Genomic DNA, 18,602 nt, shown 5'->3' with positions numbered 1-18,602 from the left:
CATAAATCACTCGAATCGCCGCGAACATTACGAAGGAATACCTTAATATTTCAGTAGGAGGTGGGAGACTCTAATGACACGGGCGTTGCGGTGGGGACTGCTTGTCGTCGCGACCATCGCCGTCACGGTCCCGCTCAACCTCATCGGCGTCCCCTCGGCGGCACTGTTCGCCGGGCTTGCCGTGGGGATTGTGCTGGCCCTGGCCGCGTTGGCTCCGCCCCGGATGCCCCGGCCGGCTGGGGTGCTCGCGCAAGGAGTGCTCGGGGTCTACATCGGCACGATGGTCCATCGGGACGCCGTCAGCGCGATCGGTTCGAACTGGCTGATCGTGCTGGTGATCACCGTGGCCACCTTGCTGCTGAGCCTCCTCGCCGGTGGGCTGCTCGGCCTGCACCGCGATGTCAGTCCGCTGACCGGATCTCTGGCGTTGGTGGCCGGTGGTGCGTCGGGACTGGTCGCCATCGCCCGCGAACTCGGCGGTGACGATCGCGTCGTCTCCGTCATTCAATACCTGCGGGTAGCGCTCGTCACCGCAACCATTCCCCTCGTGGTGACCCTGATCTTCCATGCCGATAGGTCGCATCCGGCCCCCGCTGCGACCGAAAGCGCCTCGGCCCCTTGGTATCTGAGTGCTGTGATGCTGGCTGTCATCGTTGCGGCAGGCATCGTCGGTGGACGTTGGGCCAGGCTGCCCGGCGCGGGACTGCTGGGCCCGTTGGCGTTGACCGTGGCGTTGGAACTCTCCGGTCTGTCCTTCGGGCTGTCCGTCCCGGTTGTGCTGGTGCAGGCGGCCTACATGGTGATCGGTTGGCAGGCTGGCATCGCCTTCACCCGCGAGTCGCTACGCGCGATCGGCCGCATCCTGCCGCTGGCGCTGATCCTGATCGTGGTGCTCGGCGTGGCGACGGCGGGTCTCGGCGTGGTGCTGGCCAACGTCACCGGGGCGACTCAACTTGAGGGTTACCTCGCGACCAGCCCGGGCGGGGTCTATGCCGTGCTGGCCACCGCGGTGGAAACCGGGTCCAATGTCACCTTCATCATCGCCGCCCAGGTGGTACGTGTCCTGTTGATGTTGTTCGCCGCACCGCTGATGGCCCGGGGCATGGCCCGGCTGGGCCGCCGGTTCAACGTCGGTTCAAACCGGACAACCGCCAGGCCAGGGCCCGGCGAACGGCGGGAAGCTTGCCGGCCAGCCGCATGACGCGATTGCGGACGGGACGGAGCTTGGCGGATGCGGTGGCGAGTTCGGTGAGCCGGCTGGTCATCGTGACGACGTCGCCCGCGGCGCGGCGCCGAGTGGCGGCGTAGTCGTCGAGCACGGCGTCGCTCGCGCCGGCGAGCACTTGTGAGAGCTGCTCGCCCAGGACGACGGCATCTTCGATGCCCAGGTTCATGCCCTGTCCGCCGGCGGGGGAGTGCACGTGGGCGGCATCGCCGGCCAGCAGGATCCGGTTGTCGCGGAATTGGTCGGCGATCCGGTGATGCACGCGGAAGCGAGATCCCCACACGACGTCCTCGATCACTGCGGGTCGTGACTGAGGACCGCGCTCGTCCAGCAACGCTTGCACGAACGCGACGTCGGGATTTTGCGGCGCCTCATCGACAGTCGCGACGATGCGGTACATCTCGTCGGGTAGCGGCGCGACGACGACCAGCCCGGCCGGCGAGAAGTAGAGGATGACCTCGTGGGCGGGCACCCCGCCGGACAGGTGGACGTCGGCCAGCACGAACGATTCGGCGTACGTGCCGCCGCTGAACGCGATGCCGGCCTGGTCGCGGACCGTGCTGTGCATGCCGTCGGCACCGATCAGGTACCGGGCCCGGATCTGCCGGCCGTCGGTGAAGGTGGCGATCGCGCACTCGGCGGTCTGCCGGATCTCGCTGACCGACACCGGGCGGACGACCTTGCCGCCCAGGTTCTCCAACCGGTTGAGCAGGAACGCCTCGGTGTCGGCCTGCGAAATCATCAACGTGTACGGGTAGGGGGTCGGCAGCTTGCTGAACGGGACCGCGATCAACAGGTCGTCACGGTCCCGGATGGTGAAGGTCGGAGTGTGGACTCCCCGCGCGACCAGGTCGCCGACGACGCCGTAGGGCTCCAGAAGTTCCAGGGTGCGCGAATGCACGACGGCGGCCCGCGAGGAGTTGGTGCCCTCGGCCTGGCGGTCGACGACGGTCACGTCGTGACCGTGCTGGGTGAGCACGATGGCGGCGGTCAGCCCGACCGGTCCGGCCCCGACGATCAGGACGTCTGTAGTGGACGTTTGCATCTCCGACTCCTTTGTCAACAACCGTTGGTCAACAACTGTTGACATCAAGCTAGGCCGGTGCGGAGCTGATGTCAACAGTTGTTGACCTACACTTGTCGTCATGCGACGAGCAGCAGCCGAGACCAAGTCCGTGATCCTCGCCGCGGCTCGGGAGCGGTTCGCCGCCGACGGATACGAACGCGCCACCATCCGGGCCATCGCGGCCGACGCCGGCATCGACCCGGCGATGGTGATGCGCTATTATGGCAACAAGGAGCGGTTGTTCGCCGCGGCCGCCGAGTTCGATCTGGAGCTACCCGATCTGACCCAAGTCTCGCGCGACCGGCTCGGTGCCGTGCTGGCCGCGCACTTCCTCGAACGCTGGGAGCGTGACGAAGCGCTCCTGATCCTGTTGCGGGCCGGCGTGACCAACGAGGCCGTCGCCGAGCGGATGCGGACGATCTTCGCCGCGCAACTCGCGCCCGTCATCGCCGAGGCCACGGGCAACGCTCCCGACACCCAGGTACGGGCCAGCCTCGCGGCGTCGCAGGTGCTCGGGATGGCGCTGTGCCGCTATGTGCTGGAGTTTCCGCCCTTGGTCGCCATGGGCCGCCACGAGGTCGTCGACTGGATCGGCCCCACTCTGCAGCGGTATCTCGTCGGCTAGATCCGGTCGATCACCGAACGCAGCAACGCGCCCATCCGGGTCGCGGACTGCCGTCCGGCCTCGAGCACCTCGATGTGACTGAGCGGCTCACCCGTCATACCCGCGGCCAGGTTGGTCACCATCGAGATACCCAGTACCTGCATACCCGCCGCCCGCGCGGCGATCGTCTCGTGGACTGTCGACATGCCGACAAGATCGGCCCCGAGGGTCCGCAGCATTCGGATCTCAGCCGGCGTCTCGTAATGCGGGCCCGGCAAACCGGCGTAGACGCCCTCGGTCAGGCTCGGTTCGATCTCTCGGGCCAGTGCCCGCAGCCGGGGTGAGTACGCGTCGACGAGGTCGACGAATTGCGCCCCGACCAGGGGAGACCTTGCGGTGAGGTTGAGGTGGTCGCTGATCAACACCGGCTGCCCGACGTGATATTCGGCTCGCAGGCCGCCGGCAGCGTTGGTGAGCACGACCGTTGAAACGCCGGTGGCCGCTGCGGTCCGCACCGGATGCACCACATGCTGCAGGTCATGGCCTTCATAGGCATGGATGCGCCCGGCCAGCACCAGCACCCGGTGATCGCCGACCCGAACCGAATGCACCTGGCCACCGTGCCCCTGCGCGCTCGGTGGGGTGAAGCCCGGCAGTTCGGCCATCGGCACGGTGGCGACCGGATCGCCGAGCGCGGCCACCGCCGGTGCCCAACCCGAGCCGAGCACGACCGCCACGTCGTGACGTTCCACGCCGGTGCGCTCCGCGATGGTGGCGGCGCACGTGAGGAGCGGATCTGGCACGGCTGCCTGGAGATCGGTCACGATAGGCGAGCTTAACGGCCCTGAACACGCAGTGAGATACTGCGAGGATGCCGTCTGCCACCGCCTCTCGCAGCGTCGAGGAAGCCATCAACCGGCGTCGTGGCGACCTCGTCGAGCTCTCACATTCGATCCACGCCGAGCCGGAATTGGCCTTCGCCGAGCATCGCAGCTGCGCCAAGACGCAAGAGTTGGCCGCAGAGTACGGATTCGAGATCACCGAGCGCGCCGGTGGGCTGGACACCGCATTTCGCGCGTCCTACGGGAGCGGCCCACTGGTCATCGGAGTCTGCGCCGAATACGACGCCCTGCCCGAGATCGGGCATGCCTGTGGGCACAACATCATCGCGGCGTCGGCCGTCGGCACGGCACTGGCCCTGGCCGACGTGGCCGACGAGCTCGGCCTGACCGTGGTGCTCGTCGGAACGCCGGCCGAGGAGCTCGGCGGCGGAAAGGTTTTGCTGCTCAACGCCGGAGTGTTCGACGACATCGCCGCAACGGTCATGCTGCATCCCGGGCCGGTCGATATCGCCGCAGCCCGGTCACTGGCACTTTCCGAGGTGACAGTCGACTACACCGGTAGGGAGTCGCACGCCGCGGTCGCCCCTTACCTTGGCGTCAACGCGGGCGACGCGGTCACGGTCGCGCAGGTGGCGATCGGCCTGCTGCGTCAGCAACTGATGCCGGGGCAGATGGTGCACGGCATCGTCACCCACGGCGGGCAGGCCACCAACGTCATCCCCGGCCGGGCCGAGATGCGCTACACCATGCGGGCCACCGACATGTCCGCGCTTCGTGAGCTGGAGGACCGGATGGCGGGATGCTTTTCGGCCGGAGCGCTGGCGACCGGCTGCGAGCATCAGGTCACCGAGATCGGACCGGCCTACGCCGAACTGGCGCCCGATCCGTGGCTGTCGGAGACCGTCCGGGCCGAGATGCTGCGGCTGGGCCGTAACCCGTTGCCGGAGAACGTGGAGGCCAGCGTGCCGTTGGGCAGCACAGACATGGGAAATATCAGCCAGGTGATGCCCGGCATCCATCCGGTGATCGGGATCGACTCGGGCGGGGCCGCGATCCACCAGCCGGCGTTCACCGCGGCGGCGGCCGGGCCGAGTGCCGACAAGGCCGTGATCGAGGGCGCGATCATGTTGGCCCGCACCGTTGTTCAGCTCGCCGAGACACCGGCGCAGCGGAATCGAGTACTGCAGGCGCAGGAGGAGAGGAGGCGGGCTTCGTGAGTGTGTTGCAGCACGCTGCTGCGCGCTGGTTGTCGGCGAACTACGACGAGATGGTGTCCTGGCGACGCCATCTGCACGCCCATCCGGAGCTGGGGCGTCAAGAGTTCGCCACCACCGAGTTCGTCGCCCGCCACCTTGCCGATGCCGGGTTGAACCCCAAGGTGTTGCCCGGTGGTACCGGGCTGACGTGTGACTTCGGGCCCGAAGACGGACCGCGGATCGCGCTGCGCGCAGACATGGACGCCTTGCCGATGGCTGACCGGACCGGCGCACCCTACGCCTCGACGGTGCCCAACGTCGCGCACGCCTGCGGGCACGACGCGCACACCGCGGTGTTGTTGGGCACGGCCATGGCCTTGTCGTCGGTGCCGGAGTTGCCGGTCGGGGTGAGGCTGCTGTTCCAGGCGGCCGAGGAGCTGATGCCGGGCGGCGCGATCGACGCCATCAACGCGGGCGTGCTGAACGGGGTGAGCCGGATCTTCGCTCTGCACTGCGATCCGCGCCTGGCCGTCGGTCGGGTGGCCACGAAGCCCGGACCGATCACCTCGGCCGCAGATTCCATCGAGATCACCCTGCACTCGCCGGGCGGGCACACATCCCGGCCGCATCTGACCGGCGACCTCGTCTACGGTCTCGGCACGCTGATCACCGGGCTACCCGGCGTGCTGTCTCGTCGCATCGACCCGCGCCACGACACCGTGATGGTGTGGGGTGCGGTCAACGCCGGTGTGGCCGCCAACGCCATCCCGCAGATCGGCACCTTGGCCGGGACCATCCGCACCGCGAGCCGCGACACCTGGCTCACGCTGGAATCGATTGTGGAAGAAACGGTTACGGCGTTGCTGGCTCCGCTCAACATCGAACACAGCCTCAACTACCGGCGCGGGGTGCCGCCGGTGGTCAACGAAGAGGTGTCCACCCGCATCCTCACCCACGCCATCGAGGCGATCGGCCCCGATGTGCTCGCCGACACCCATCAGTCCGGCGGCGGCGAGGACTTCTCCTGGTATCTCGAGGACGTACCGGGTGCCATGGGCCGGCTCGGGGTGTGGAGCGGTCAGGGCCCGCAGCTGGACCTGCATCAGCCGACGTTCGACATCGACGAGCGGGCGCTCGGTGTCGGTGTGCGCACGATGGTCAACATCGTCGCCGCCTCTGGCTAGTGGTTCTTTCTGCACCGCGAGCGAGCGTGTTTGCTGGTCGACACGCCGCATTTCGCCAACATTTTGGCGTCACTCGTGGCGTACGAGCGCACATAGGCTGGGAGCATGACAGCTCCGCCCGACGACCAACTGGCATCGGCGACCAGCGCGATGCGGGAGGCCCAAACACTCGAACGTCAGCTCGGTGCCGCCCGGCTGCACGCCGAAGAGTCCGCTGCCCGGGCTGCAGCAGCCGAGGGTCGACTCGGGGCGGAGTCTCGCGATGTCGACAAACTGGAATCCCTCTCACTGACCAGGATCTGGGCTCATTTGAAGGGATCACACGCCGACGATCTGGTCCGCGAAACCGCCGAGCGTGAGTGCGCCGAGTATGACTACCTCACCCAGCGGGCCCGCGCGGACGCCGACCAACGGTACGTCGATCATCTGACCAATCGGATTGCCGCGCTGGGCGATGTCAGACTCGATTTGGAGCGAGCCTTGAACGCAAAGGAGCAGTGGCTGCGGGAAAATGATGGTCCGGGTACGGCCCGACTCATCGAAATCGCTTCAACGCGTGGTCGATTGACGGCTGAACTCGCGGAGATGGAACAGGCGAGTGCCGCCGGGCAACGAGCATTGCAGAATTTGCGCAGCGCGGCCGCGCAACTCGACAGTGCCCGGTCCTGGTCGGCCTACGACACCTGGTTCGACGGCGGCCTCATCGCCAGCATGGTCAAAGAGGACAAGCTCGACGGCGTTGCGGCGTCGTTGCGTTCGGCTGACACCGATCTCAAGAGATTCAGCACCGAGCTCGCCGACGTTCACATGGAAGGTGTGCAGCTCATCGAACTCAGCTCTTTCACAAGGGTTTTCGATGTATGGTTCGACAACTTCTTCACTGATTTCGCAGTGCGCGACCGCATCATCGAGGCCCAGGAGAAGGTCGACCAGGCCATCGCGGGTATCAAACGGATCCTTGGCGATCTCGACCGGCGGACCCGCGCTCATGCGGGAGAATTGAACCGGTTGGCTGCCGAGCGTGCGGACCTGCTGGCCTAACCCCTCGCACCGCGAGCGCGCGTGTTTGTCGCCCAACACGCCGCGCATCACCAGCGCTCCGCGCACCCTCGTCGCCGTCGGTTGTGCACAGCGCGCGATTCATCCACAGATCCGCACATTGTGTCTACCGAAGTCGTTGCGCACCAACAACGATCGTCGGCATGAACCCTCAACTGATGCAATTGTTCGACGAACAGGGCGGTGTGGCCACCAGTGGCCAGGTTTTGGCCCACCTGACGCGCCACGCATTTCAATCCGCAGTGAACTCTGGTGCGCTGGAAAGGATCTGGTACGGAATCTATTGCCGCGGCGAACCTACGGAGCGGCTCCTGTTGCACGGGCTGGATCTCGCATGTGGCCGGAAGGTGCCGCTCTGCCTGGCCAGCGCCGCAGCCGTGCACGGGTTCGACACCGAAGGTTCAGCCGACCTGCACATCCTGAATCCGCCGGGATGCCAGCTTCGCTCGGCTGACGGTTTGGTGGTGCATCGAAGGGACGGTGCGCCATTGACGTCGGTCGACGGCAGGTACGTCACCGCGCCGGCATGGACGGCCGTTGAGGTGGCCCGCTCGTTGCGCCGCCCGCGCGCGCTGGCCGCCCTGGATGCCGCGTTGCGAAGCGGCACCTGCACTCGCGCCGATCTCTGGCGCGCAGCTCTTGAACAGGCCGGGCGGCGCGGCATCGTCAACGTTCGGAACCTGATCGCCCTGGCCGATGGGCGCGCCGAGTCACCGATGGAAAGTGAAGCCCGGCTGGTGATGCTCGACGGTGGTTTGCCGGTGCCCGAATTGCAGTACGAGGTCATCGACGGCAATGGCGACGTGCGCCGGTTGGACTTCGCCTGGCCGCAGGACAAGGTTGCGGTCGAGTACGACAGCTTGGACTGGCATGGCAATCCCGATGCGTTGAACAACGATCGCAGGCGTACCGCAGCGTTGAGGGACGTCGGGTGGACCGTGATCTCGATCGTGTTCGACGATGTGCGGCACCGCGACGGCGAGATGGTGGCGCGGATAAACCGGCAGTTGGGTCACGCTCGTGCGGCGTGAGGGTGCACAGAATGCCGGCGAAATGCGGCGCGTCGGGCGGCAAACACGCACGCTCGCGGTGAAAGGTTAGGGGCCGATGTTGCGGGCGGGACGGGTGCGCAGATCGTGCACGTACTCCTCCGGCGCCCCGGCGATCTCCGCGGCGTCGGCCATCACCCCGAGATAGCGCGCCGAGGGCAAGCCGCCCTCCCAGGCGTCGACCACATAGAGCCAGGCCAGCACGGGGTCGGTGGTGGTGTCCGACGACAACCGGTCCACCCGGCAGCGGATCTTCTTGTGGAACCCGAGTTCGGAGCCCTCCCACCGGTCGAGCGAATGCTCGTCGGCCGGTGTCATGTCGTAGAGCACGACGAATACCTTGGACAGCGGGTCCTCGACGACGGTGGCGAGCGCGCCTTCCCAGCCGATGTCCTCCCCGCCAAAGGTCAACCGCCAGCCATGCAGCCACCCGGTACCCGCCATCGGCGAGTGCGGAGCCCGCTGCTGCATTTGCTCCGGGTGCATGTTCGATCCATACGCGGCATAGAGCGGCACGGTAAGACAGCTTAATCGGCGAAGTTGGTTAGGTTAGTCCCGTGGCTACCCGCATCGTGATCATCGGCGGCGGTCCCGCCGGCTATGAGGCGGCACTCGTCGCCGCTGCCCGCGGCCCTGAGGTCGCTCATGTGACCGTCGTCGACTCCGACGGCATCGGCGGTGCCTGCGTGTTGTGGGACTGCGTGCCGTCCAAGACGTTCATCGCCTCCACCGGGGTGCGTACCGAACTACGGCGCGCCCCCAACCTGGGATATTCGTTGGATTTCGAGCAGGCCAAGATCTCGTTGCCGCAGATCAACCAGCGGGTCAAACACCTCGCGACGGCACAGTCCGACGACATCGCCGAGCGCTTGCGCAGCGAGGGCATCGAGCTGATCGCGGGCCGGGGCGAACTCATCGACGACGTTCCGGGCATGGCCCAGCACCGGGTCAAGGTCACCGGACCGGACGGCGAGGTCAGCCAGCTGCCCGCCGATGTGGTGCTCATCGCCACCGGGGCCAGCCCGAGGGTGCTGCCCGGGGCCGTTCCCGACGGGGAGCGGATCCTGAACTGGCGCCAGCTCTACGACCTCGAAGCGCTGCCCGAGCATCTCGTCGTGGTCGGTTCGGGCGTCACCGGCGCCGAGTTCGTCAACGCCTACACCGAACTCGGGGTAACCGTGACGGTCGTGGCCAGCCGCGACCAGATCCTCCCGCACGAGGATTCCGACGCCGCCGCCGTTTTGGAGGAGGTGTTCTCCGAACGCGGCGTGACGCTGGTCAAGAACGCGCGCGCCCAGTCGGTGACTCGGACCGACAACGGTGTGTGCGTCACCATGGCCGACGGACGCACCGTCGACGGTAGCCATGCCCTGATGACGGTCGGTTCGGTTCCGAACACGAGTGGTCTGGGTCTGGACCGCGTCGGGATCGAGCTCGGGCCCGGCAACTACCTCAAGGTCGACCGGGTGTCGCGCACCTCGGTGCCGGGCATCTACGCGGCGGGTGATTGCACCGGCCTACTGCCGCTGGCCTCGGTGGCGGCCATGCAGGGACGCATCGCGATGTATCACGCCCTCGGTGAGGCGGTGGCCCCGATCCGGCTGCGAACCGTCGCCGCGGCGGTGTTCACCCGCCCGGAGATCGCCGCCGTCGGAGTTCCCCAGGCCGCTATCGACGACGGCTCCGTTCCGGCCCGCACCCTGACGCTGCCGCTCAACACGAACGCCCGGGCCAAGATGTCGAGCTTGCGCCGTGGTTTCGTCAAGATCTTCTGCCGTCCGGCCACCGGTGTGGTGATCGGCGGAGTGGTGGTGGCACCGATCGCTTCCGAGCTGATCCTGCCGATCGCGCTGGCCGTGCAGAACGGTATCCCGGTGGACGAGCTGGCCCAGACCTTCTCGGTGTACCCGTCGCTGTCGGGTTCGATCACCGAGGCGGCCCGGCAATTGATGAAACACGACGACCTGGACTAGAGAATCGGGCAGATCCCACGTCGTCCACGTAGCCTGGGATCGTGACTGACCCGATCTCAGCACCGGGCGACGGGCAAACCTTCCTCGGTCCGCAGCAAAGGGCGCAAGCCTGGCAACGACTCGGCAGCGAACAATTCGACGTGGTGGTGATCGGCGGCGGTGTCGTCGGCGCCGGCGCGGCTCTCGATGCGGCGACGCGGGGCCTCAAGGTCGCTCTGGTGGAGGCCCGGGATTTCGCGTCGGGCACTTCGAGTCGCAGCTCCAAGATGTTCCACGGCGGGTTGCGCTACCTCGAGCAGCTGGAGTTCGGGCTGGTTCGTGAGGCTCTCTACGAGCGTGAGCTGAGCTTGACCACGCTCGCACCGCATCTGGTCAAGCCGTTGCCGTTCCTGTTCCCGTTGACCAACCGTTGGTGGGAACGGCCCTATATCGCCGCGGGCATCTTCCTCTACGACCAGCTCGGCGGAGCGAAATCCGTTCCCGCACAAAAGCATCTGACCAAATCCGGGGCGCTGCGGTTGGCTCCGGGGCTCAAGCGCAGCTCGCTGATCGGTGGGATCCGTTACTACGACACCGTCGTCGACGACGCCCGGCACACCATGACCGTGGCCCGTACCGCGGCCCATTACGGCGCCGTGGTGCGTTCGTCGAGTCAGGTGGTGGCGCTGCTGCGCGAGGGTGATCGCGTAGTAGGCGTGACGCTGCGCGATTCCGAAGACGGTGCCACCACAGAAGTGCGGGGCCATGTCGTGGTGAATGCCACCGGGGTCTGGACCGACGAGATCCAGGCGCTGTCCAAGGAGCGCGGCCGGTTCCGGGTGCGCGCGTCCAAGGGCGTGCACATCGTGGTGCCACGCGATCGGATCGTCAGTGAGGTGGCGATCATCTTGCGCACCGAGAAGTCGGTGCTGTTCGTGATTCCGTGGGGTACACACTGGATCATCGGCACCACCGACACGGACTGGAACCTCGATCTCGCGCATCCCGCTGCGACGAAGGCCGACATCGACTACATCCTGGGCCACGTCAACACCGTGCTGGCCACCCCGCTGACCCACGACGACATCGACGGTGTGTACGCCGGGCTGCGCCCGCTGCTGGCCGGGGAGAGTGAGGAAACCTCCAAGCTCTCGCGTGAGCACGCCGTCGCGGTGCCCTCTCCGGGACTGGTGGCCATTGCCGGCGGCAAGTACACCACCTACCGCGTGATGGCGGCCGACGCCATCGACGCTGCCGCCGAGTTCATCCCGGCCCGGGTGGCCCCGTCGATCACCGCAAAGGTCCCGCTGATGGGGGCCGACGGGTATTTCGCCCTGATCAATCAAACCGAGTTCGTCGGAAAGCATTACGGGCTGCACCCGTACCGGGTCCGGCATCTGCTGGACCGATACGGCTCGCTGATCGGTGAGGTGCTCAAGATGGCGGAGGACGAGCCGGAACTGCTGGCACCCATCACCGCAGCGCCGGTCTACCTCAAGGTCGAGGCCTACTATGCCGCCGCGGCCGAGGGCGCCCTTCATCTCGAGGACATCCTGGCCCGCCGCATGCGGATCGCGATCGAATATCCGCACCGCGGCGTCGATTGTGCGCGTGAGGTGGCCGAAGTGGTTGCGCCAGTGCTGGGTTGGACCGCTGCGGACGTCGACCGGGAGGTCGCCACCTACGTCGCCCGGGTGGAGGCCGAGGTGCTGTCGCAGACGCAACCCGACGACGAGTCCGCCGACGCGCTGCGTCAAGCCGCGCCGGAGGCCCGTGCCGAGATCCTCGAGCCCGTGCCGCTCAATTGAGCAAGCCTCCGCCGCTGCCGGTACGTGACGGACTGGGGCCGGCGCGACTGCGGTTGTGGGGCGGAAATGTGCACGACGAGTTGCAGAAACGGTTCGGTCTGGGCGCGAAAGTGCTTGCCGGAGAAGTGGTTCTACCCGACGGTAAGCCTGTCGACGCGACCACGACGTTACCCGCCGGCGCGCACGTCTACTTCTACCGCGACCTGGTCGACGAGGTGGAGGTGCCGTTCGACATCCCGGTCCTGCACCGCGACGACGACATCCTGGTGGTCGACAAGCCGCACTTTCTGGCCACCATGCCCCGAGGTGGCCACGTCGCGCAGACTGCGCTGGTACGGCTGCGACGGGAACTGGACCTACCGGAGCTGAGCCCCGCGCACCGGCTGGACCGGCTGACGGCGGGCGTGTTGCTGTTCACCGTGCGCCGTGAGATCCGGGGCCGGTATCAGCGGTTGTTCGCCGAGGGCGGGACCCGCAAGACATACCTCGCTCGCTCCGACGGCGCGGCGACAGTGCGTCTGCCCGCCATCCTGCGCAGCCGGATCATCAAGCAGCGGGGGCAGTTACAGGCGTTTGAAGAGGCCGGGGAGCCCAACGCCGAGACCTACATCGAGGATCTGGGGGAGGGGTGCTATCGGCTGTCTCCCCGCACCGGCCGGACGCATCAGCTGCGGGTGCACATGGCCTCGATCGGGTTACCGATCATCGGTGATTCCTTGTATCCCAAGGTGGTCGACGTCGCACCCGATGATTTCGGCAAGCCATTACAACTGCTGGCTCAGCGCCTCGAGTTCACCGACCCGATCACCGGTGAGGACCGCGAGTTCGTCAGCTCCCGCGGATTGGGCTGAAGCCTTGCGCCGCCGGATCGCGGTGATGGTCTACTGACGGGGTGAACCGTGAGACTTTTGACCATCTGTTCGACATGACCGACCGTACCGTGATCGTCACCGGCGGCACTCGTGGCATCGGGTTGGCTCTCGCCGAAGGCTTTACGTTGGCCGGTGCGCGGGTGGTGGTGGCCAGCCGTAAGCCCGAGGCCTGCGAGCGGGCGGCCGAGCACCTGCGCGAGCTCGGGGGGCAGGCCATTGGAGTTCCCACCCACAGTGGCAACATCGATGACCTCGGCGCATTGGTGGAGCGCACGGTCGCCGAGTTCGGGGGGATCGACGTGGTGGTCAACAATGCTGCCAACGCGTTGGCGCAGCCGTTGGGCCAGATGACGCCGGAAGCGTGGGCAAAGTCTTACGAGGTGAATCTGCGCGGGCCGGTGTTTTTGGTGCAGCATGCCTTGCCGCATCTGAAGGCCAGTCCGAAGGCCGCAGTGCTGAACATGGTGTCGGTCGGGGCGTTCAACTTCGCGCCGGCCTTGTCGATCTACGCCTCGGGCAAGGCCGCGCTGATGTCGGTGACGCGCTCGATGGCTGCCGAGTTCGCCCCGCTGGGCATCAGGGTGAACGCCTTGGCGCCGGGACCGGTCGACACCGACATGATGCGCAACAACCCGCAGGAGGCCATCGACCTCATGAAGGGCGGCACTTTGATGAAGCGTCTGGCCACCCCGGACGAAATGGTGGGCGCGGCCCTGCTGATGTGTTCCGATGCCGGCAGTTACATGACCGGGCAGGTGGTCATCGTCGACGGCGGCGGCACTCCGCGATGACTGTTCCGGTGTACGACGACTTCACCGTGCCGGTCATGCTGCAGGGCGCGGACAGCACACGCGTGTGGCGCGGCCGGCGTCAGACGCTGACGATGTCGCCGGCCGGGCTCAGGTTCGAACGTCGCGGGAAGACGGTGCAGCTCGAGTGGCGCGATATCACCGGCATCGCCATGGTCAATATGAGCGGGTCCTTTCGAGTCGTCTTCAATGCGTGGGCCATCTGCGCGCAGGGTGCCGACGCGATCTACCCGCATGAGTTCGAGAAGGATTGGCCCACCGGGCAGATCGGGCGCTGGCTGGCGCACTACCGGCCCGATCTGCTGCTACCCGCCGACGGAGCGATGTTGCCGTTCGGCATACCGCGTGAGTACTACCGGTGGGTCATCCCGTTCGCTCTGCTAGCCGGGCTGGTGGGGTCGTTCATTGCGGCCAAATCGCTTCTGGGTGGACTCGGCATCATGGCGGCCATGGTCGTTCTCACGTTGCCGTTCACCTCGCCTCGGCGTTTTCGGATCGCGGGTTACATCTTCGTCACCGTCATGCTGGCTTGGCTGCTCGTGATCGGCTTCCTGGCCCTCGTGCCGATCAACGGGAAGATGCTGTGATGCTCAGCTGTGCTTCGTGAACCGATCGGACCCGCTCAGGCTGCCGGTACCGACCGACAGGATCTGGCTGCGATTCTCCACGTGCAGCGCCGTTTCCAGGCAGCCGGCATCGAGATTGGCCCACAGCACCTGCTTGGTCGATTCCAGGCCGAATTTGCCATAGCCGCATAGGGTTTCGGCGATTTCCAAGGCGGCGTCGAGGAGGTTGGCAGTGTCGTCGACGACGCGGGTGACCAAACCGAGCCGCAGCGCCTCGGCGGCGTCGACCGCTCGCGCGGTCAGGATCAGATCGAACGCCGGGCCCGCGCCGATGATCCGGGGCAAGGTGTAGCTCACTCCGATGTCGCAGCCGCCGATGCCCAGCTTGATGAACTGGGTGCAGAACTTGGCCGCCGGGCCGGCGATGCGGATATCGCTGGCCGCGGCGAGCGCGAAACCACCGCCGTAGGCGGCGCCGTTGACCGCGGCGATGACGGGCTGGCGCAGCCGGTGCAGCTTGACGGTCAGGTTGGCGATGCGCTCCTGCCAGCGCATGCCGGAGCGGGGAAACTCGGTGCCGCCGCCGGCCTCGGGCGGATTGGGGTTGCTCAGATCCAGGCCCGAGCAGAATCCGCGACCAGCACCGGTGAGGACGACGACCCGGCATTCGTTGTTCGCCGCGATCTCATCGAGAGTGGCATGCAGTGCCTCGACCAATTCGAACGACAACGCGTTGAGTTTGTCCGGCCGGTTGAGCGTGATGACGGCGATATCGGGTCGCGGGTAGGAAAGGTCAAGGGGCTGTTCCGAGTTCATAGCGGGACCCTAGCCGGTGCTGTGCCACCCGTTGACGCCAACCGCGATCATCCGCAGTTGCTTGACGGCGGTGCGGTGGATGGCCTCGACCGACTGGACATCCGCGGCGTCCTCGAGAGACTCCGCTATCGAGATCATCGCGTTGACGAAGAGATTGGCCAGGATGTTGAGATCCTCACTGCTCCAGTCCTTCAGGGCGGGGAAGCGGGCGAGGTCGATCGCGAGTTCCGAGGTGATCAGCCGGATTTCGGTGCGGATTGCGTAGCGCAACACCGATACCCCGCTGGAGCGTTCGCGGGCGATGAACCGCCAATGCTCGCGCCGGTCGTTGACACTGCCGATCAGGATCTCGGCCGAGGATTCGATGACGTGGTGCGGGTCGAGCCTGCCGGCCCGGGCGCCGCGCAGCATGTCGCGCAGCGACCGGAACGACTCATCGATGAGGACCAGGCCGAGTGCATCCATCGAATCGAAGTGCCGATAGAACGCGGCGGGCACGATGCCCGCCTCGCGGGTGACCTCCCGCAGCGACAGCGCACTGAAGCTGCGGTCCTCCAGGAGAGTGAGGGCGGCGGTGATGATGGCGCGGCGGGTGGCCTCTTTGCGTTCTTCCCTGGACAGCGTGTCCCGCGAACGCGAGGCTGACTCGGGCTTTCGCGTTCGTGACGTCGATGTTCGTGAATTGGGCGTACGTCTGTTCACTGATGTGAACCATACCACTTGCAGCAATTTTATCGTTGACACAGCCGCGTGTGCACGCGCACTGTGTACACATGTTCACTCAAACATTGACCGAAGGTGTCGGCCGCAGGCTGCTGGCCGGTCCCCGAATGAGTGCGCTCGCGAACCTGCTTACCGGTCCCCATGGAGTTGACCGCTATACCGAGCTGGTCGAACCGACCTGGACCCGCGGCGACGCCCGCGCCAAGGTGACCGCAGTGCGGCGGCAGACGCCGCGCAGCGTCACGCTGACCCTGGAGCCCAACGCGGCCTTCACCGGCTTTCGGGCAGGGCAGCACATCAACCTCTCCGTCGAGATCAACGGCCGACGTCGCACCCGGTGTTATTCACCGGCCAGTGCCGAGGGCTCCGCTTCGATCGAGCTGACCATCGGCCGTCACGACGGTGGCCTCGTATCGACCTACCTGTGCGACCACGCGTACCCGGGAATGGTGCTCGGCCTCGACTCCGTCGGCGGAGATTTCGTCTTGCCCGAGGTGCTGCCGCAGCGCATCCTGCTCGTTTCCGGCGGCAGTGGCATCACCCCGGTGCTGTCCATGCTGCGCACCCTGCGTGCACAGGCGTTCACCGGCGAGATCGCCTTCCTGCACTACGCGCGCGCAGCCGAGGAGGCCTGCTACCGCAGCGAGCTCGCGGCCATGCCCGGGATCCGGGTCCTCCACGGTTACACGCGGGATGGCGCCGGTGACCTGGACGGCTACTTCGGCCCGGCGCATCTTGCGGCCGCCTTTCCCGGTGGCACGCCCGACGCGGTGTTCGTCTGCGGTCCGCCGGCCCTCGTCGACGCCGTTCGCGAGCAGTGCCCCGATGCGCGCTCGGAGAGTTTCGTCCCACCCGTGTTCAGCCTTCCGGCTGAAGCCACCAGCGGCACGGTCGCCTTCACCGGCAGCGGCATCGAGGTGACCGACGACGGTCAGACCCTCCTGGCACAGGCTGAGGCGGCCGGCCTCAATCCCGAGAGCGGATGCCGCATGGGTATCTGCCACAGCTGCACCCGGTTCAAGAGCCGTGGTGCAGTACGCAACCTGATCACCGGCGCGGTTTCCACCGCCGACTGTGAAGAAATCCAGATCTGCGTCACCGCTCCCGTCGGTGACGTCGCCATAGACCTCTGAGTTCTCTGACGAAAGGACGTGCCATGTCCGACAAGACCTACACCCTGACCCCCGAGCAGTTCGAAGAGTTCGGCCGCGAGCTCGACGCCATCCGCGAGAAGGCGGTGGCCGATCTCGGTGAGCGCGACGCCGACTACATCCGCGGAATCATCAAGATGCAGCGCAAGCTTGAGGTCGGCGGCCGTGCCCTACTGTTCCTGCCGCCGGCCTGGCCGGTCGGCACCGTGATGCTCGGCCTGTCGAAGATCCTCGACAACATGGAGATCGGCCACAACGTCATGCACGGTCAGTACGACTGGATGGGCGATCCGGCGTTACGCGGCCAGAACTTCGAGTGGGATTCGGCCTGCCCGTCCAATCAGTGGCGGCACTCGCACAACTACATGCACCACACCTACACCAACATCGTCGACATGGACCGCGACATCGGCTACGGCATCCTGCGGATGAGCGAGGACCAGAAGTGGAGCCCGTACTACCTGGGTAATCCCTTGTACGCCTTCCTGTTGATGGTGTTCTTCCAGTACGGCGTCGCGCTGCACGAGCTGGAGACCGAGCGCATCCGCTCGGGCGAGATCCGGCTGCGAGACAAGAAGGACATGCTGCGCGAGATGTGGGCCAAGGTGCGCAAGCAGACCGTCAAGGACTACGTGGCCTTCCCGCTGCTGGCCGGGCCGTTCGCGCCATTCGTGTTCGCGGGCAACATGACTGCGAACCTGATGCGTAACGTGTGGTCCTACACCATCATCTTCTGCGGGCACTTCCCCGAGGGCACCCACGAGTTCACCATCGAGGAAACCCAGAACGAGACGCGTGGCCAGTGGTACTACCGTCAGCTGCTCGGTTCGGCGAACCTGTCCGGCGGCAAGTGGTTCCACATCTTCAGCGGCAACCTGTCGTTCCAGATCGAGCACCACCTGTTCCCGGACATCCCGGCGCACCGTTACGCCGAGATCTCCGGTGAGGTCAAGGAGATCTGCCAGCGTTACAGCCTGCCCTACAACACCGGCCCGATCCACAAGCAGTTCGCCTCGGTGGTGCGCAAGATCGTCCGGCTGGCGTTCCCATGGGGCGGCAAGCCCAAGGATCCCCAGCCGCCTGTCAAGGAGCCTGCACCCGAGCCGGTTTCGCAGCCGATCTGCGAGCCGGAGCTCGTCAACTGCTGACCGGAAGGCTGCACTGCAGCAGCACGGTGTCCAGCCATCGTCCGTGCTTGTAGCCCACCGCGCGCAGTCGCCCGGCCTCGACGAAGCCGTGCTTACGATGCAGCGCCAGCGACGCCGCCGCCTCGTCGGTGTCCACCACCACGGCGATGACCTCGCGGATGCCTGCTGCAGCGCAGCCGTCCAGAAGTCCTTGCAGCAGCAGGGTTCCGATGCCACGGCCGGCAGCCTGGGGTGCGAGGTAGATGGAGTTCTCCACGGTGTGCCGGTAGGCCGGACGCAATTTCCACGGCGAACAGTAGGCGTAGCCAACAATCTGACCGTCGAGTGTGGCGGTCAGGAACGGCAATTCGCGTTCGCGGGCGGTCGATAGGCGATGCTCCCATTCCTCGCGATGCGGTGGGATCAGCTCGAACGTGGCCACCCCGGTCTCGACGTGGTGGGCGTAGATGGCGCTGATCGCGTCGAGGTCGTCCGGTGAGGTAACGCGGACGACGGTGTTGGTCATGTTCTCACCCTAAGCTGGCGCTCAGTT

The 18,602-nt window shown here is 66.4% G+C and carries 19 protein-coding genes; 13 read left to right on the top strand and 6 right to left on the bottom strand.

What is annotated here, in order from left to right:
• Window positions 1-73 precede the first annotated feature (73 nt).
• Window positions 74-1,201, top strand: coding sequence for an AbrB family transcriptional regulator (locus K6L26_RS23790; protein ID WP_221851682.1), 1,128 nt, complete (start codon window positions 74-76; stop codon window positions 1,199-1,201).
• On the opposite strand, the gene K6L26_RS23785 is transcribed toward K6L26_RS23790, so the two are convergent.
• Window positions 1,125-2,270 carry an FAD-dependent oxidoreductase gene (locus K6L26_RS23785; protein WP_221851680.1) on the bottom strand — a complete coding sequence of 382 codons (1,146 nt, stop codon included), beginning with the start codon at window positions 2,268-2,270 and terminating at the stop codon, window positions 1,125-1,127. The two genes, K6L26_RS23790 and K6L26_RS23785, sit on opposite strands and share 77 nt — an antisense overlap.
• 100 nt (window positions 2,271-2,370) lie before the next feature.
• Between K6L26_RS23785 and K6L26_RS23780 the strand changes: the two genes are divergently transcribed.
• Window positions 2,371-2,916, top strand: a complete 546-nt coding sequence (locus K6L26_RS23780; protein WP_221851678.1) for a TetR/AcrR family transcriptional regulator — start codon at window positions 2,371-2,373, stop codon at window positions 2,914-2,916.
• On the opposite strand, the gene K6L26_RS23775 is transcribed toward K6L26_RS23780, so the two are convergent.
• Window positions 2,913-3,719 (bottom strand): purine-nucleoside phosphorylase, encoded by an 807-nt coding sequence (locus K6L26_RS23775; RefSeq protein ID WP_019345844.1) that lies wholly within the window; start codon window positions 3,717-3,719, stop codon window positions 2,913-2,915. The genes K6L26_RS23780 and K6L26_RS23775 overlap by 4 nt on opposite strands.
• 47 nt (window positions 3,720-3,766) lie before the next feature.
• On the opposite strand from K6L26_RS23775, the gene K6L26_RS23770 reads away from it, so the two are divergent.
• The 4 genes from K6L26_RS23770 to K6L26_RS23755 all read left to right on the top strand — a co-directional run bounded on the left by K6L26_RS23770 (window position 3,767) and on the right by K6L26_RS23755 (window position 8,207).
• Window positions 3,767-4,954: a M20 family metallopeptidase gene (locus tag K6L26_RS23770; protein ID WP_019345843.1), complete on the top strand. Its 1,188-nt coding sequence runs from the start codon at window positions 3,767-3,769 to the stop codon at window positions 4,952-4,954.
• On the top strand, window positions 4,951-6,117 hold the full coding sequence (locus K6L26_RS23765) for a M20 family metallopeptidase (RefSeq protein WP_019345842.1): 1,167 nt from the start codon (window positions 4,951-4,953) through the stop codon (window positions 6,115-6,117). Before K6L26_RS23770 ends, K6L26_RS23765 begins: the two co-directional genes overlap by 4 nt.
• 105 nt (window positions 6,118-6,222) lie before the next feature.
• Window positions 6,223-7,158: a hypothetical protein gene (locus tag K6L26_RS23760; protein ID WP_221851677.1), complete on the top strand. Its 936-nt coding sequence runs from the start codon at window positions 6,223-6,225 to the stop codon at window positions 7,156-7,158.
• Window positions 7,159-7,319: 161 nt separating this feature from the next.
• Entirely contained in the window at window positions 7,320-8,207 is an 888-nt protein-coding gene (locus K6L26_RS23755) for a type IV toxin-antitoxin system AbiEi family antitoxin (protein WP_221851675.1), read from the top strand.
• 66 nt (window positions 8,208-8,273) lie between these two features.
• Here K6L26_RS23755 and K6L26_RS23750 read toward each other — a convergent pair whose 3' ends face one another.
• Window positions 8,274-8,741: a gamma-glutamylcyclotransferase family protein gene (locus K6L26_RS23750; RefSeq protein ID WP_036388822.1), complete on the bottom strand. Its 468-nt coding sequence runs from the start codon at window positions 8,739-8,741 to the stop codon at window positions 8,274-8,276.
• 41 nt (window positions 8,742-8,782) lie between these two features.
• On the opposite strand from K6L26_RS23750, the gene K6L26_RS23745 reads away from it, so the two are divergent.
• From K6L26_RS23745 to K6L26_RS23725, 5 genes are read left to right on the top strand one after another with little or no spacing between them, the layout of a single operon-like run.
• Window positions 8,783-10,198, top strand: a complete 1,416-nt coding sequence (locus K6L26_RS23745; RefSeq protein ID WP_019345837.1) for an NAD(P)H-quinone dehydrogenase — start codon at window positions 8,783-8,785, stop codon at window positions 10,196-10,198.
• Window positions 10,199-10,239: 41 nt separating this feature from the next.
• Entirely contained in the window at window positions 10,240-11,985 is a 1,746-nt protein-coding gene (locus K6L26_RS23740; RefSeq protein ID WP_036388818.1) for a glycerol-3-phosphate dehydrogenase/oxidase, read from the top strand.
• A complete protein-coding gene (locus tag K6L26_RS23735; RefSeq protein WP_221851673.1) occupies window positions 11,982-12,836 on the top strand; it encodes a pseudouridine synthase in 855 nt (284 codons plus the stop codon). The genes K6L26_RS23740 and K6L26_RS23735 overlap by 4 nt, the downstream gene beginning before the upstream one ends.
• Window positions 12,837-12,877: 41 nt before the next feature.
• On the top strand, window positions 12,878-13,648 hold the full coding sequence (locus K6L26_RS23730) for an SDR family NAD(P)-dependent oxidoreductase (RefSeq protein WP_221851672.1): 771 nt from the start codon (window positions 12,878-12,880) through the stop codon (window positions 13,646-13,648).
• Entirely contained in the window at window positions 13,645-14,253 is a 609-nt protein-coding gene (locus tag K6L26_RS23725; protein ID WP_221851671.1) for a hypothetical protein, read from the top strand. Before K6L26_RS23730 ends, K6L26_RS23725 begins: the two co-directional genes overlap by 4 nt.
• A 3-nt stretch (window positions 14,254-14,256) precedes the next feature.
• Here K6L26_RS23725 and K6L26_RS23720 read toward each other — a convergent pair whose 3' ends face one another.
• Together K6L26_RS23720 and K6L26_RS23715 are read right to left on the bottom strand one after the other, a co-directional pair.
• On the bottom strand, window positions 14,257-15,048 hold the full coding sequence (locus K6L26_RS23720; RefSeq protein WP_019345832.1) for an enoyl-CoA hydratase/isomerase family protein: 792 nt from the start codon (window positions 15,046-15,048) through the stop codon (window positions 14,257-14,259).
• A gap of 9 nt (window positions 15,049-15,057) precedes the next feature.
• On the bottom strand, window positions 15,058-15,750 hold the full coding sequence (locus K6L26_RS23715; protein WP_019345831.1) for a TetR family transcriptional regulator: 693 nt from the start codon (window positions 15,748-15,750) through the stop codon (window positions 15,058-15,060).
• A gap of 71 nt (window positions 15,751-15,821) precedes the next feature.
• Between K6L26_RS23715 and K6L26_RS23710 the strand changes: the two genes are divergently transcribed.
• Window positions 15,822-16,904: a ferredoxin reductase gene (locus K6L26_RS23710; RefSeq protein WP_221851669.1), complete on the top strand. Its 1,083-nt coding sequence runs from the start codon at window positions 15,822-15,824 to the stop codon at window positions 16,902-16,904.
• Between the two features lie 23 nt (window positions 16,905-16,927).
• Window positions 16,928-18,070 (top strand): fatty acid desaturase family protein, encoded by a 1,143-nt coding sequence (locus tag K6L26_RS23705; protein WP_221851667.1) that lies wholly within the window; start codon window positions 16,928-16,930, stop codon window positions 18,068-18,070.
• Here the strand turns inward: K6L26_RS23705 and K6L26_RS23700 are convergent.
• Window positions 18,060-18,575, bottom strand: a complete 516-nt coding sequence (locus K6L26_RS23700) for a GNAT family N-acetyltransferase (protein WP_221851665.1) — start codon at window positions 18,573-18,575, stop codon at window positions 18,060-18,062. The two genes, K6L26_RS23705 and K6L26_RS23700, sit on opposite strands and share 11 nt — an antisense overlap.
• Window positions 18,576-18,602 lie beyond the last annotated feature (27 nt).

The organism is Mycobacterium farcinogenes (genome assembly GCF_019739075.1).
Taxonomy (GTDB): Bacteria; Actinomycetota; Actinomycetes; order Mycobacteriales; family Mycobacteriaceae; genus Mycobacterium; species Mycobacterium senegalense.
The sequence above is the reverse complement of the archived record's forward strand: the minus strand, read 5'-3'. Positions and strand labels throughout refer to the sequence as shown.

What these genes read in the sequence shown, in the direction of transcription:
- K6L26_RS23705 (WP_221851667.1), top strand. Translation starts at nt 16,928, where the DNA reads ATGTCCGACAAGACCTACACCCTGACCCCCGAGCAGTTCGAAGAGTTC.
- K6L26_RS23720 (WP_019345832.1), bottom strand. Translation starts at nt 15,048, where the DNA reads ATGAACTCGGAACAGCCCCTTGACCTTTCCTACCCGCGACCCGATATC.
- K6L26_RS23770 (WP_019345843.1), top strand. Translation starts at nt 3,767, where the DNA reads ATGCCGTCTGCCACCGCCTCTCGCAGCGTCGAGGAAGCCATCAACCGG.
- K6L26_RS23780 (WP_221851678.1), top strand. Translation starts at nt 2,371, where the DNA reads ATGCGACGAGCAGCAGCCGAGACCAAGTCCGTGATCCTCGCCGCGGCT.
- K6L26_RS23755 (WP_221851675.1), top strand. Translation starts at nt 7,320, where the DNA reads ATGAACCCTCAACTGATGCAATTGTTCGACGAACAGGGCGGTGTGGCC.
- K6L26_RS23785 (WP_221851680.1), bottom strand. Translation starts at nt 2,270, where the DNA reads ATGCAAACGTCCACTACAGACGTCCTGATCGTCGGGGCCGGACCGGTC.
- K6L26_RS23760 (WP_221851677.1), top strand. Translation starts at nt 6,223, where the DNA reads ATGACAGCTCCGCCCGACGACCAACTGGCATCGGCGACCAGCGCGATG.
- K6L26_RS23700 (WP_221851665.1), bottom strand. Translation starts at nt 18,575, where the DNA reads ATGACCAACACCGTCGTCCGCGTTACCTCACCGGACGACCTCGACGCG.
- K6L26_RS23725 (WP_221851671.1), top strand. Translation starts at nt 13,645, where the DNA reads ATGACTGTTCCGGTGTACGACGACTTCACCGTGCCGGTCATGCTGCAG.
- K6L26_RS23710 (WP_221851669.1), top strand. Translation starts at nt 15,822, where the DNA reads ATGTTCACTCAAACATTGACCGAAGGTGTCGGCCGCAGGCTGCTGGCC.
- K6L26_RS23790 (WP_221851682.1), top strand. Translation starts at nt 74, where the DNA reads ATGACACGGGCGTTGCGGTGGGGACTGCTTGTCGTCGCGACCATCGCC.